Below are 16074 nucleotides of genomic sequence, written 5' to 3'. Positions count from 1 at the left end.
CGGGACGTGCGGTGCCCCGGCCGAGGCCGGGGCACCGGATCGTGCTACATGACCACACCCTCGATTTCCACCAGCAGGTCGGAGCGGCAGACGTCCACCGTCAGATACACGACGTCGGCGTCCGGTGAGAACACCTCCTGGCAGATCTCGCGCACCGCGGGCACGTCCTCGGACCTGCGGACGTACACCTTGATGTTGCGCAGCGCCGTCAGCCCGTGGCCGGCGGAGATGCCGTGCGCGGCCAGGTTCCCGCCGCTGATGACGAGTTCGATGTTCTCCAGCGCCAGTCGGCACTGCTTGACCAGGTCGCCCTCGTGCGCCGTCTCGTGGCCGAGCACGCTGGCGGTGCCGGACACGAAGACCTGGCCGCCGGCCCGGTCCGCGGCCCTGAACGGCAGGTAGGTGGCGCGGGCGAAGCGCGGCGCACGCGGACCGTACCGCTTCGGGTAGTGGTAGGCCGGCACCTGCCGGGGGTTCTCGATGTGCACATGCCCGCCGGACCGGCAGGCCAGCAGGTAGAAGGCTATGCCACCGCCCCGGGAGCCGATCCCGGTGGCCGCCGGGAACTGATCGAACTCCAGCCGGCACTGCTCGAACGCCTCGGCCCGGCCGCGGCAGAAGTCGCGGTAGACCTCCATGCCCTCCGCGTTGTCGCGGTTGATGTCACCGATGAAGTTCCACATGCGGAACACACTGGAGTAGCCGAATGCCTCCAGCAGCTCGAACATGGTGACGTACGCCGCTCTGGTGGCTTCCGTGTACCGCCCGGCGGGCGGGACCCGACCGGCGCAGAAGAAGTACTCGCCGTCGTGCGCGTAGGTGATTCCGTCGCGTTCGCCGTGCTCCGCCTCGGTGTCCGTCACCCACACCTCGGCGAAGGGCTCCGCGGTCGGGGCGACCATGTTGATGTCGAGTTCGGGATAGCCGTGGTCAAGGGTGGGATATTCGCACGCGGACGTGTAGTTGACGATACCGAGGATCTTTCTTCCGGCCGGGGGTACTCCCCTGGTGCGCCCGCTTGCGAAGTACGACGTCAACCCATTCCGGCCAAGCGATGACGAATTCAATGTGGCTCCGCATTCTCTCTGGTGGGTTGCTCTCTCTTGGCTCCGGAATCGATGTGCCGGAGCCATTCTTGCGGCCCGTCAAAAAAGCTACACTGCGCCCCGACCGGGCCGCGGTGGCGACCAGTGAGTACAAGAAAATAGTGACCACTAGGGGGCGGCTAGGGGGGTGCTCCGGACCTCCGCTTGGTTAATGTGCCGACTGCTAGCCGCTTTTACGGACACGGCCTTTGGAATAAGCCGGGGATTGACGTCCGCCGGTCGGCGGGCACCGTCAGCGGAGCGCCGGCCGACCGGGACGACCGGTACGACCGAGAGGTGTGGTGGCATGCTCCGTCGCGAGCTGATCCGGCCGTTGCCCGAACTGCTGAAGGCGCACGCGGCCCGCAGGGGAACCCAGACCGCGTTCGCCGACTCCAGGCGCGGCGTCAGCTACGCCCAGCTGGAGGCCCGCACCCGCCGGCTGGCCGGACACCTCGCGCAGCTGCGGCTGATGCCCGGTGACCGGGCCGCCATCTACCTGGGCAACTGCGTCGAGACCATCGAGAGCTACCTGGCCATCGTGCGCGCCGGCGCGATCGGCGTGCCCGTCAATCCGCACTCCTCCAGCGCCGAGCTCGCCTACCTGCTCGACGACAGCGCGGCCCGGGTCATCGTCACCGACCACACCCGGCTGCCCCAGGTGCGCCGGCTCCAGGCCGAACGGCCGCACCTGACCGTGGTGGTGACCGGTGACGAGGAGAGCGGCGCGGTGTCGTTCGAGGCGCTCGCCGAGACCGAACCGCAGCAGCCCGCCCGCGACGACCTCGGGCTGGACGACATCGCCTGGATGCTCTACACCTCCGGCACCACCGGCCGCCCCAAGGGCGTGCTGTCCACCCAGCGCAGCTGCCTGTGGTCGGTGGCCGCCTCGTCCGCCGGTGTGCTGGGGCTCTCCGAGAGCGACCGGGTGCTGTGGCCGGTGCCGCTGTTCCACAGCCTGGCGCACATCTACTGCGTGCTCAGCGTGACCGCGGTCGGCGCGACCGCGCGGATCACCGAGGCGTTCGACGCCGAGGAGCTGCTGCGCACGCTGCGCACCGAGGAGTTCACCTTCCTGGCCGGTGTGCCGACCATGTACCACTACCTGCTGGACGCCGCCCGGGACGGCGACCTGTCGCTGCCGAACCTGCGGGTGTGCCTGTCGGCCGGCGCGATCAGCACCGCGACGCTGCGCGCGGAGTTCCAGGAAACCTTCGGCGTACCGCTGCTCGACTGCTACGGCAGCACCGAGACATGCGGCCTGATCACCGCCAACTGGCCGAACGGAACCCAGGTCGAGGGCTCCTGCGGACTGCCGGTGCCCGGCCTGACCGTACGGATCGTCGACCCGGAGACCCACGAGAACGTCGAGACCGGCGAGGAGGGCGAGATCTGGGTCGGCGGGCCCAGCCTGATGGTCGGCTACTACAACCAGCCGGAGGCGACCGAGGCGGCGCTGCCCCGCGGCTGGTACCGCACCGGCGACCTCGGCCGCCGCGACGACCTCGGCTACCACACCATCACCGGCCGGCTCAGCGAGCTGATCATCCGCAGCGGGGAGAACATCCACCCGACCGAGGTGGAGCAGGTGCTGCTGCGCGTACCGGGCGTGGCCGACGCGGCGGTCGTCGGCTCGGCCCGCCCCGCCCTCGGTGAGGTGCCGGTCGCCTACCTCGTACCGGCCGCGGACGGCTTCGACCCGGACCAGGTGTTCGCCGCCTGCCGCGAGCACCTGGCGTACTTCAAGGTGCCGGAGGAGCTGTACGAGATCGGTTCGATACCGCGCACCGGGTCCGGGAAGATCAAGCGGCACGCGCTGGAGCAGAGCCCGGCCCGGCTGCGGGCGGTGAGCGCCGGGTCGTTCGAGTCGCTGTTCCGCGTGGAGTGGACGCCGCTGTCGACGGACACCGGACCGGGCGACGGCGGCCAGGCGGGCTCCGCGCACCGGTCCGAGGGCGGCGTGGCGCCCGCGGACGGCGACACGCCGCTCACCGACGGCCGTCCAGCCCCAGCGGACGGACCGGACACGCCGGCCCTCTCGGAGGACCCGGACACGCCGGCCCTCTCGGAGGGCCCGGACTCGACCGCGCCGACGGACGCGCCGGGCCTACGGGACGCCACCGAGCCGACGGACGCGCCGAGCCCGCGGAACACCGCCAAACCGACGGACGCGCCGAGCCCGCGGAACACCGCCAAACCGACGGACGCGCCGAGCCCGCGGAACACCGCCAAACCGACGGACGCGCCGAGCCCGCGGAACACCGCCAAACCGACGGACGCGCCGAGCCCGCGGAACACCGCCAAACCGACGGACGCGCCGAGCCTGCGGAACGCTGCCGAGCCGCTCGGCGTCCCGGACCTGCCGGAGACCCCCACCCGCCCCGGGGCCCCGGACCTGCCCGACGCGCCGACTCTGCCGGACCGGCTGGCAGTGTCCAACGCGCCGACTCTGCCGAACCACCCGGCAGTGTCCAACGCGCCGACCCTGCCGCGCCGCCCAGCATTGCCCGACGCGCCGGCGGACCCCGACGCGCCCGGGGCGGCGGTCGTGGACTGCCCGTCCGGCTCCCTGGACGACGTGCTGCGCGCGGTGCGGGCCGGGCTGGCCGACCAGTCCGGCCGGGTCGCCGTGCTGACCCACGGCGTGGACCGCGACCCGGCGCAGGCCGCGGCCTGGGGACTGGTGGAGTCCATGCGGGCGGACGTGCCGGACGACGCGCTGGTGCTGGTGGACGCCGACGGCGGCGAGGCGACCGCCGCCGTGTCGGCCGCCCTGGTGTCCGGGCAGCCGCGGGCGCTGGTACGCGGCGGCGAGGTGCTGGTTCCCCGGCTGGCCCGTGCGGGGAGCGGGCAGCGGGTGAGCCGGCCGGACCCGGACGGCACCGTGCTGGTCTCCGGCGCGGACCAGGAGCAGGCCGCCGAGCTCGCCGGGCACCTGGTCGCCGCGTACGGCGTACGGCATGTGCGGCTGCTCGCCCGCACGGCCGTACCGGACTTGGCCGCCCGTCTGACCGAACTGGGCGCGACCGTGACCCAGTTGGTCCGCGAGCCCGGCGACCGGGCATCGCTGGCGGCGGCGTTCCGGGCGGCCGGGCCGCCGATCACGGCCGTGCTCCAGGTGGCCGGTCCCGAGACGCTGCCGACCACGCTCGCCGGCGAGGTCGAACTCGGCCCGCTCCAGGACGCGCTGGCCCTGGACGAGCTCACCCGGGAGGCGCCCCCGTCGCTGTTCGTGCTGTCCGCACCGATCGACAACGGTCCGGCGCACGCGGTCTTCCAGGCGGTGGCCAACCGTCGGCACGCCCGGGGACTGCCCGCACTGGCCCTCGGCTGGGGGCCGCGCGAGGAGCTGACGCCCCGGGAGAGGCTCGCCCTGTTCGACGCGGCGACCACGGTGGACGACGCGTCGGTGCTGGCGATGCGGCACGAGCTGGCCGCATCGGCCGTGGACACCGGCGCCGCCGGGCGGCTGGCCCGGCTCCCCGAGGCGGAGCGCGACCGGGCCCTGCTCGACCTGGTGCTGTCCGAGGTCGGCGTGATCACCGGCGGCCGGCCGGTGCACGGCCGGCAGTCGTTCCGCGACATCGGCATGACGTCGACCAGCGCCGTGGAGCTGCGCGGTCGGCTGACGGCGGCGACCGGGCTGGCGCTGCCCGCCACGCTCGCCTTCGACTACCCCAACCCCGACGCGTTGGCGGCCTACCTCAACGGCCGCCTGTTCGGCGACGCGTCCGCGGCGGGCCCCGACACGGAGCCCGCGGACGCCGCCGCTCCATCCGGTGAGCCGATCGCGATCGTCGGCATGGCCTGCCGGCTGCCGGGCGGCGTGACCTCGCCCGAGGGGCTGTGGGACCTGTTGTCCTCCGGGGGCGACGCCATCTCCGGCTTCCCGACCGATCGTGGCTGGGACCTGGATCACCTCTACCACCCCGACCCGGACCACCCCGGCACCTCCTACATCCGCGAAGGCGGCTTCCTGCACGACGCGGGCGACTTCGACGCCGCCCTGTTCGGCATCTCCCCCCGCGAGGCACTGGCCATGGACCCGCAGCAGCGGCTGCTGCTGGAGACCACCTGGGAGGTCCTGGAACGCGCCGGCATCGCCCCCACCTCACTCCGCGGCAGCCGCACCGGCGTCTTCGCCGGCGTCATGTACCACGACTACATCTCGCGCCTGCGGACCGTGCCGCCGGAGCTGGAGGGCTACCTGAGCAGTGGTGGCTCGGGGAGCGTGGTGTCGGGCCGGGTGTCGTACACGTTCGGGTTCGAGGGACCGTCCGTGTCGGTCGACACCGCCTGCTCCTCCTCCCTGGTCGCCCTGCACCTGGCGGTCCAGGCACTGCGCTCCGGCGAATGCACCCTCGCCGTCGCCGGCGGCGTCACCGTCATGGCCTCCCCCTCCTCCTACATCGAGTTCAGCCGCCAACGCGGCCTCTCCCCCGACGGACGCTGCAAATCCTTCGCCGCCACCGCCGACGGCGCCGCCTGGTCCGAAGGCGCCGGAGTCCTCCTCATCGAACGACTCTCCGACGCCCAACGCCTCGGCCACCCGATACTCGCCGTGGTACGCGGCACCGCCGTCAACCAGGACGGCGCCTCCAACGGCCTCACCGCCCCCAACGGCCCCTCCCAACAACGCGTCATCCGCGACGCCCTCACCAACGCCCACCTCACCCCCACCGACATCGACCTCATCGAAGCCCACGGCACCGGCACCAAACTCGGCGACCCGATCGAAGCGCAGGCGGTGCTGGCGACGTACGGGCAGGACCGTGACCGGCCGGTGTGGCTCGGGTCGCTGAAGTCGAACATCGGCCACACCCAGGCCGCCGCCGGGGTCGCCGGTGTGATGAAGGCGGTCCTGTCGATGCGGCACGGGATGATGCCCAAGAGCCTGCACATCGACGAGCCGACTCCGGAGGTCGACTGGTCGGCGGGTGCCGTCGAACTGCTGGCCCAGGCCCGGGACTGGCCGGGCTCGGAGGAACGTCCCCGGCGCGCGGGGGTGTCGTCGTTCGGCGTGAGCGGCACCAACGCGCATGTCATCCTCGAACAGGCGCCGCCCGTACCCGAACCGGCGGAGCCCACCGAGCCCGCCGGGCCTTCCGAGCCCGCCGAACTTGTGCTGGAACCGTCCGGTCCGGTGCCGTGGGTGCTCTCCGCGCACAACGAGGCCGCACTCAAAGACCTGGCGCGTCAACTGGCCACCGTGGACGGCTCGGTGCGGGACATCGCCCATTCATTGATCAGCACGCGGGCCGGGCTGCCGCACCGTGCCGTGGTCGTCGGCTCCACTCGCGAAGAATTCGCCACCGCCCTGGAACAGATCACCGGACACACTCCCGACGGCGGGAAAACCGTCCTCGTCTTCCCCGGCCAAGGCTCCCAATGGATCGGCATGGGACAACGCCTCTGGGAAACCTCACCCCTCTACCGCGACACCATCCACGAAATCGACACCGCCCTCTCCGAACACATCGACTGGTCCGTCACCGACATCCTCACCCAACAACCCCACGCCCCCACCTGGAACCGCGTCGACGTCATCCAACCCGTCCTCTTCACCACCATGGTCGCCCTCGCCACCCTCTGGAAACACCACGGCCTCACCCCCGACGCCATCATCGGCCACTCCCAAGGCGAAATCGCCGCCGCCTACACCGCCGGAGCCCTCACCCTCCAAGACGCCGCCCGCATCACCACCCTCCGCAGCAAAGCACTCCTCCCCCTCACCGGCCACGGCACCATGATCAGCGTCCTCGCACCACCCGAAAAAATCCGCAACATCACCAACCCCGACCACTGGAACACCCGCATCTGGATCGCCGCCCACAACGCACCCAACAACACCACCATCACCGGCGACCCCCAAGCCATCAACCACCTCACCAAACAACTCGCCCACCACCACATCATGCGCTGGCAACTCCCCAGCGTCGACTTCGCCGGCCACTCCGGCCACATCGACCAACTCCACCACCAACTCCAAGAAATCCTCGCCCCCATCACCCCCCAAACACCCACCACACCCCTCTACTCCACCACCGACAACACCTGGATCACCACCCCCACCCTCAACGCCGACTACTGGTACCGCAACCTCCGCCAACCCGTCCTCTTCCAACCCGCCATCGAACACCTCACCCACAACGGCTACACCACCTACATCGAAACCAGCCCCCACCCAACCCTCACCCCCAGCATCCAAGAAACCAACCCCAACACCACCACCATCCACACCCTCCACAACAACCAAGACGACACCCACGCCTTCCTCACCGCACTCGGCCACGCCCACACCCACGGCCACCCCATCACCTGGCACACCCTCATCCCACCAGCCACCACCATCCCCCTCCCCACCTACCCCTTCCAACACACCCGCTACTGGCTCAACGACAAAACCGCTGACGCACAGGTGGAAAGCGCCGGTCTGAGCCAGGCCGACCACGCACTGCTCGGCGCCACCACAACGGTCGCCGACACCGGCGCCACCATCTTCACCGGGCACCTCGACCCGGCCCACCACCCCTGGACCGCCGACCACGCCGTCAACGGCACCCCACTCCTCCCCGGCACCGCACTGGTCGACATGGCCCTCCACGCCGGCGACCACACCCACCACACCACCCTCGACGAACTCATCATCCACACCCCCATCACCCTCACCCACCCCACCACCATCCAGATCACCACCACCCCCACCCACAACGACAACACCCACACGCTCACCATCCACACCCGCACCGACCCCGACCAACCCTGGACCCAACACGCCACCGGCACCCTCACCCGCACCCACACCACACCCCCCACCCCCCACACCACCTGGCCCCCCACCAACGCCGAACCCATCGACCTGGACGGGACATACCACCACCTCGCCACCACCGGACTGGAATACGGCCCCGCCTTCCAAGGCCTCCAAGCCCTCTGGCGCCAAGACAACCGACTCCTCGCCGACGTCCACCTCACCGACAACGCCGGCGACACCGACGGCTACGGCATCCACCCCGCACTCCTCGACGCCGCCCTCCACGCCGCCACCGTCGCGCAGAACCACACCGACACCCGACTCCCCTTCGCCTGGACCGGCGTCACCCTCCACGCCACCGGAGCGACCAGGCTGCGGGTCGAGCTGGACATCGACGACGACGGCGCGATCCGGTTGTTGGCGCGGGACACCACGGGACAGCCCGTCGTCTCGATCGACTCTCTGGTGACACGGCCGGTGGATGCGGACCAGCTCCGTGCCGGGAGCACCGGCGCCCACCAGCTCTACGACCTGGCATGGGTCGCCCGCCCGCTGGACGCGAGCGCCGTCACGGCGGAGTTCGAGCGGTACGTGGTGCCGACGGTCGGCGACGACGTGGTCGCCGACACCCACCGCATCACCACCGAAACCCTGGCCCACGTCCAACACCACCTGGCCCACGACACCACCACCCCCCTCGTCGTCGAAGCCACCCACGACGACCTCGCCGGCGCAGCCGTCTGGGGACTGCTCCGCACCGCCCAAACCGAACACCCCGACCGCATCGTGCTGGTCGACACCGACCACCACCCCGCCTCCCACAAGGCACTCCCCACCCTGATCGCCTCCGGCGAACCCCAGGCCCGCATCCGCGACGGCGCCATCACCCTCCCCCGGCTGACACGCGGGCCGGTGGACGCCGGGGCGTCCCCCGACGAGCGCCCCGACCTCTCCTCGGGCCCCGTGCTGATCACCGGCGGCACCGGCGGTCTGGGCTCACTGGTCGCCCGTCACCTGGTCGCCGAACACGGCGTCCGCGACCTGGTCCTGGCCAGCCGCCAAGGACCCGACGCGGACGGCGCCACCGAACTCACCACCGAACTCACCGACCTCGGCGCCCACGTCCGCGTCCGCTCCTGCGACCTCACCGACCGCACCGCCCTCGCCACACTCGTCAACGAGGTCGGTCCGCTGACGGGCGTGGTGCACACGGCCGGGGTGCTGGCCGACGCCACCGTCGACCGCCTGGACGCCGACGCGCTGGCCACCACGTTCGCACCGAAGGCCGACGCCGCCTGGTGGTTGCACGAGCTGACCTTGGATCACGGCTTGGCCATGTTCGTGGTCTTCTCGTCGGTCGCCGGTGTGCTCGGCAACGCGGGGCAGGCCAACTACGCCGCCGCCAACAGCTTCCTCGACGGTCTGATCACCCACCGTCGCCGCCACGGTCTCCCCGGTACCTCTCTGGCCTGGGGCTCGTGGGAACGCACCACCGGTCTGACCCGCCACCTCACTCGCGCGGACCACGACCGACTGGCCCGCGACGGGCTCCGGCCGCTGGCCGACACCGAGGGGCTGGCCCTGTTCGACGCCGCGCTGGCCACGGACGCCGGGAGCGTGGTCACGGCCGCGTTCGACCTGGTGGCGCTCCGCGCCGCACCGGTGACACCGACCGTGTTGCGCGGCCTGGTGCGCAGGCCCCGGGCGACCGCGAGCAGCGACGAGGCCGCCGGGACCTGGCGCGACCGGCTGGCCGGGATGACGCGGCAGGAGCGAGAGCGGGTGGCCGTCGACATGGTCCGGGAGCAGGCCGCGGCCGTACTCGGGCATGCCGACGCCACCGCGATCGGAGCGCGTCAGGTCTTCAAGGACCTCGGGTTCGACTCCCTGACCGCCGTGGAGTTCCGCAACCGGCTGTCGGCGGCGACGGGACTGCGGCTGCCGGCCACACTGATCTTCGACTACCCCACCTGCGCGGCGGCGGCCGGTCTGCTGCTCGGCTCGGCAGCGGACACCGCCCGGCCGAGGGCCGCCGTGGCCGGAGACGCGGAGCCGATCGCGATCGTGGGGATGGCCTGCCGGCTGCCCGGCGGCGTCGACTCCCCCGAGGACCTGTGGCGCCTGATCAGCACCGGCGGCGACGCCATCACCACATTCCCCACCGACCGTGGCTGGGACCTGGACAGCCTGTACGACCCCGACCCGGACCACCCCGGCACCACCTACACCCGCCACGGTGGCTTCCTGGACAGCGCCGGCGACTTCGACCCGGACGCGTTCGGCATCTCCCCGCGTGAGGCGCTGGCCATGGACCCGCAGCAGCGGCTGCTGCTGGAGGCCACTTGGGAGCTTCTGGAACGCGCCGGTATCGACCCCACCTCACTGCGCGGCAGCCGCACCGGCGTCTTCACCGGCATCATGGCCAGCAATTACGTCGCCCTGCGAGGCAGCGCGCCGGCCGAGCTCGAAGGCTACGTGGCCAACGGCAGCGCGGCGAGCGTGGCCTCGGGCCGGGTCTCGTACACCTTCGGCTTCGAGGGCCCGGCCGTCTCCCTGGACACCGCCTGCTCCTCCTCCCTGGTCGCCCTGCACCTCGCGGTCCAGGCACTGCGCTCCGGGGAGTGCACCCTCGCCGTCACCGGCGGCGTCACCGTCCTGGGATCGGTGACACCGTTCATCGAGTTCAGCCGACAACGCGGCCTCGCCGACGACGGCCGCTGCAAAGCCTTCGCCGCCAACGCCAACGGCTTCGGCATGGCCGAAGGCATCGGCCTCCTCCTCATCGAACGACTCTCCGACGCACAACGCCTCGGCCACCCGATACTCGCCGTGGTACGCGGCACCGCCGTCAACCAGGACGGCGCCTCCAACGGCCTCACCGCCCCCAACGGCCCCTCCCAACAACGCGTCATCCGCGACGCCCTCACCAACGCCCACCTCACCCCCACCGACGTCGACCTCATCGAAGCCCACGGCACCGGCACCAAACTCGGCGACCCGATCGAAGCCCAAGCCCTCATCGCCACCTACGGACAACACCGCGACCAACCGCTGTGGATGGGCTCCCTGAAATCCAACATCGGCCACACCCAAGCCGCCGCAGGAGTGGCTGGCATCATCAAAACCGTCATGGCCATGCGCCACGGCGTGATGCCCAAAACCCTGCACATCGACGAACCGACCCCCGAAGTCGACTGGACCGCCGGCACCGTCGAACTCCTCACCGAACCCCGCGACTGGCCCACCACCGACCACCACCCCCGCCGCGCAGGCATCTCCTCCTTCGGCGTCAGCGGCACCAACGCCCACGTCATCCTCGAACAAGCCCCCACCACACCAGAACCCACCACACCAGAACCCGACACCTCACACACACCCCCGACCGGACCCGTGCCCTGGATACTCTCCGCACACACCGAACCCGCCCTGCGGGAGTCGGCACAGCGGCTGGCGGCGCTGGTCGAGGGCGAGGAGGTGTCCGTCCATGATGTGGCGCACTCACTCATCACCACCCGGGCGGTCCTGCCGCACCGCGCGGTGGTCGTCGGGGAGACGGTGCAGGACTTCACAGCCGGGCTGGCCGACCTGACGCCGGGCACCGGGGACGGCGGGCCGCTGGCGGTGATGTTCACCGGACAGGGCTCCCAACGCCCCGGCATGGGCCGACAACTCTACGAACACTTCCCCGCCTTCGCCGAAGCACTGGACGACATCCTCGAACTCACCGGCCCCGAACTACGCGACGTCATGTTCAACCCCGACCAAGCCGACACACTCCACCGCACCGACCACGCACAAATCGCCCTCTTCGCCTTCGAAACCGCCCTCTACCGACTCTGGCAAACCTGGGGCCTCCAACCCGACGCCGTCTGCGGCCACTCCCTCGGAGAAATCACCGCCGCCCACATCACCGGCGCCCTCACCCTCCCCGACGCCATCCACCTCATCACCACACGCGCCACCCTCATGCAAAACCTCCCACCCGGCGGCGCCATGCTCGCCATCGCCACCGACCCCCACACCCTCCAACCCCACCTCACCGCCCACAAAAACACCATCTCCATCGCCGCCATCAACGGCCCCCACACCACCGTCCTCTCCGGCGACCACACCACCCTCCACCACATCGCCACCCAACTCAACGTCAAAACCAACTGGCTCAACGTCAGCCACGCCTTCCACTCCCCCCTCATGCAACCCATCCTCACCCCCTTCACCACCACCCTCAACACCCTCACCCACCACCCCCCACACACACCCCTCATCAGCATGCTCACCGCAACACCCACCCACCCCGACACCACCCACTGGACCCACCACATCACCGCACCCGTCCGCTACACCGACACCCTCCACCACCTCCACCACCACCACCGCATCACCACCTACCTCGAAATCGGCCCCGACGCCACCCTCACCACCCTCGCCCGCACCACCCTCCCCACCACCACCCACCTCATCCCCACCACCCGCCGCAACCACAACGAAGTCCACAGCGTGCTCACCGCCGCCGGGCAGCTCCACGCCAGCGGTGTGGAGCTCGACTGGTCCGCCGTGGTCCCCCGGGGCCGACGCGTGGAGCTGCCGACCTACCCGTTCCAGCGCGAACGGTTCTGGCTGCACGATGCCGCCGTCGGGGGCACCGAGGTGACCGGAGCCGGCCTGGACACAACGAACCACCCCCTCCTGGGCGCCATGACCACCGTGGCCGACACCGGCGAACTCATCCTCACCGGCCGACTCTCCACCACCACCCACCCCTGGCTCACCGACCACACAGTCGGCAACACCGTCATCGTCCCCGGCACAGCACTCCTCGACATGGCCATCCAAGCCGGCGACGAAACCGACCACACCACCCTCGACGAACTCGTCATCCACACCCCCATCACCCTCACCCACCCCACCCCCATCCAAATCACCGTAGGCCCCGAAACCACCACCGGCCACCGCCCCCTCACCCTCCACAGCCGCCACACCAACGGCACCTGGACCCGCCACGCCACCGGCACCCTCAGCCGCCACACCCCACCCACCCCCACACCCACACCACACGACACCCGACCACCAGCCGACGCCCACCCCATCGACCTCACCAACGCCTACCAACAACTCGCCGACACCGGACTCCACTACGGCCCCGCCTTCCAAGGACTCCGCACCCTCCACCACCACCACAACACCCTCTACGCCGACATCGAACTGCCCACCGCCGCAGGCACCACCACCGGCCACCCCCTACACCCCGCACTCCTCGACGCCGCCCTCCACCCCGCCGCCCTCAGCACCACGGACGACGGCATCCCCCGCCTGCCGTTCTCCTGGACCGGCGTGACCGTCCACGCCACCGGCGCCACCCACCTGCGAGTCCGACTGGACATCGACGACACCGGCGCCATCCGCCTGCTGGCCACCGACACCACCGGTCAGCCCGTCATCACCATCGACTCGCTGGTCACCCGGCCGCTCGCCGTTGAGCATCTCCGTGGTACCCGGCCCGGGACGGACGACCTGTACGGTCTGGGCTGGGTCCCGTACACCCCGGCCGTTTCCGCGACCGGCCCGGAGTTCGAGCGGTACGTGGTGCCGACGGTCGGGGACGACGTGGTCGCCGACACCCACCGCATCACCACCGAGGCGCTGGCCCGCGTCCAACACCACCTGGCCCAGAACACCACCACCCCCCTCGTCGTCGAAGCCAGCCACGACGACCTCGCCGGCGCAGCCGTCTGGGGACTACTCCGCACCGCCCAAACCGAACACCCCAACCGCATCGTGCTCATCGACACCGACCACCACCCCGCCTCCCGCGAGATCCTGCCCGCCCTCGTAGCCTCCGGCGAACCCCAGGCCCGCATCATCGACGGCACCGTCACCGTCCCCCGACTGACCACCACAGCCGCGACGGAAGCACTCACACCACCAGCCGACACCGACGCCTGGCACCTGGACACCAGCGAACACGGCACACTGGAGAACCTCACACTGATCCCGACCGACACCCCCACCCGGAACCTGCTGCCAGGAGAAGTACGGATCGCGGTACGAGCCGCCGGGCTGAACTTCCGCGACGTGCTGATCGCCCTGGGCATGTACCCCGGCGAGGCCACCATGGGCAGCGAAGCCGCCGGCATCGTCCTCGACGTCGGCCCCGACATCACCGACCTCACCCCCGGCGACCGCGTCACCGGACTCTTCCCCAACGCACTCACGAACACCGCGATAGCCGACCGGCGCATGGTGACCCCCATACCAGCAGGCTGGTCCCACACCCAAGCCGCCGCATTCCCCATCGTCTTCCTCACCGCCTACTACGCCCTGCACGACCTGGCCGCCCTCAAACCCGGCGAACGCGTCCTGATCCACGCCGGCACCGGCGGCGTCGGCACCGCCGCCATCCAACTCGCCCAACACCTCGGCGCCGAAGTCTTCGCCACCGCCAGCCCCGCCAAATGGCCCCACCTACGCGCCATGGGCCTCGACGACGACCACATCGCCACCTCCCGCACCCTCGACTTCGAAAACACCTTCCGCACCACCACCCACGGCCACGGCATCCACGTCATCCTCAACTCCCTCACCGACGACCTCATCGACGCCTCCCTCCGCCTCCTCACCCCAGGCGGACGCTTCATCGAAATGGGCAAAACCGACCTCCGCGACCCCGCGGAAGTGGCACGGGCGCATCCGGGCGTGACGTACCGCGCGTTCGACATCGCCGACGACGCGGGTCCGGACCGCATCGGCGCGATGCTGGTGGAGCTGACCGGGTTGTTCGAGCGGGGAGCGCTGCGGAGCCTTCCGGTGCGGTGCTGGGACGTGCGGGAGGCGGTGGACGCCTTCCGGTTCATGGCCCAGGCCCACCACGTCGGCAAGGTCGTCCTCACCATCCCGCACACCCCCGACGGAACCGTCCTCATCACCGGCGGCACCGGAAGCCTCGGCTCCCTCATCGCCCGCCACCTCGTCACCGAACACGGCGTACGCGACCTCGTCCTCACCAGCCGCCAAGGACCCGACGCGGACGGCGCCACCGAACTCACCACCGCACTCGAACAGCACGGCGCCCGCGTCCGCGTCCGCTCCTGCGACCTCACCGACCGCACCGCCCTCGCCGCACTCATCGACGACATCGGCCCCCTCACCGGCGTCATCCACACCGCCGGGACTCTGGCCGACACCACCATCGACCGCCTCGACCCCGACGCACTGACCACCACCTTCGCGCCCAAGGCCGACGCCGCCTGGTGGTTGCACGAACTCACCCGGAGCCACGACCTGGCACTGTTCGTCGTCTTCTCGTCGGTCGCCGGTGTGCTCGGCAACGCGGGGCAGGCCAACTACGCCGCCGCGAACAGCTTCCTCGACGCCCTGGTCACCCACCGCCGCCGCCAGGGCCTGCCGGGCACCTCGCTCGCCTGGGGCTGGTGGCAGCGGGAAGGCGGCATGACCGCCCACCTCACCCAGGCCGACCACGACCGCATGACCCGCGCCGGAATCCACGGACTCACCGACGACGAAGGCACCGCACTGTTCGACACCGCCCTCGGCCACGGACTCGGCACCGTCGCACCGGTCAAGCTCCACCTGCCCACCCTCAATCGGACCGACACGGTGCCCGCCGTGCTCCGTGGGCTGGTCCACGCCGTTCGGCCTGCCGCCCGCGAGGCGACCGCCCCCGCCGAGAACTGGGCGGACCGTATCTCCGCGCTGGCGCCGGAGGAGCGGGACCGGGCGGTGCTGGACCTGGTCCGCCAGCAGGCGGCGCGGGTCCTCGGGCACAGCGACGCCGACCGGATCAACCCCAGCCAGGCGTTCAAGGACACCGGTTTCGACTCGCTCACCGCCGTCGAGTTCCGCAACCGGATCACCACCGCCACCGGGCTGCGGCTGCCCGCCACTCTGGTCTTCGACCACCCCACGCCGGACGCCCTCACCGGTCACCTGCTCGCCCAGCTCGGGCCGCTGGACGACGGCGGGTCGTCGTCCCCGGAGATGCTGCGCGAGCTGGAGCGTTTCGAACGGCAGTTGTTCGACAACCGGCCGGACGACGAGACAGGCACCGCGATCGCCGTCCGGTTGCGCTCCATCCTGGCCCGGCTCGACGCGCCGTCCACGGCGCCGGCCGCCGCGGCGGGCGGCGACCAGGTCCTCGACAGGTTGGCGGACGCCTCCGAATCGGAGCTGCTCAGCTTCATCGACAAGGAATTCGGCCGTGCCTCCAACTGACCGCTC

2 protein-coding genes are annotated in these 16074 nt (G+C 70.9%); one reads left to right on the top strand and one right to left on the bottom strand.

All coding sequences use genetic code 11. The features are described 5' to 3' along the window. Positions 1-44: 44 nt before the first annotated feature. Positions 45-1037, bottom strand: coding sequence for an FkbO/Hyg5 family chorismatase (locus PS467_RS35740; protein ID WP_311038692.1), 993 nt, complete (start codon positions 1035-1037; stop codon positions 45-47). Positions 1038-1392: 355 nt separating this feature from the next. Here PS467_RS35740 and PS467_RS35735 point away from each other — a divergent pair, with 355 nt between their 5' ends. After that, positions 1393-16068, top strand: a complete 14676-nt coding sequence (locus tag PS467_RS35735) for an SDR family NAD(P)-dependent oxidoreductase (RefSeq protein ID WP_311038691.1) — start codon at positions 1393-1395, stop codon at positions 16066-16068. The last annotated feature ends 6 nt before the right edge of the window (positions 16069-16074 follow it).

It is taken from the genome of Streptomyces luomodiensis (assembly GCF_031679605.1).
Lineage (GTDB): Bacteria > Actinomycetota > Actinomycetes > Streptomycetales > Streptomycetaceae > Streptomyces > Streptomyces luomodiensis.
The sequence above is the reverse complement of the archived record's forward strand: the minus strand, read 5'-3'. Positions and strand labels throughout refer to the sequence as shown.

Coding starts and splice junctions, on each gene's coding strand:
- PS467_RS35735 (WP_311038691.1), top strand. CDS start 1,393: ATGCTCCGTCGCGAGCTGATCCGGCCGTTGCCCGAACTGCTGAAGGCG.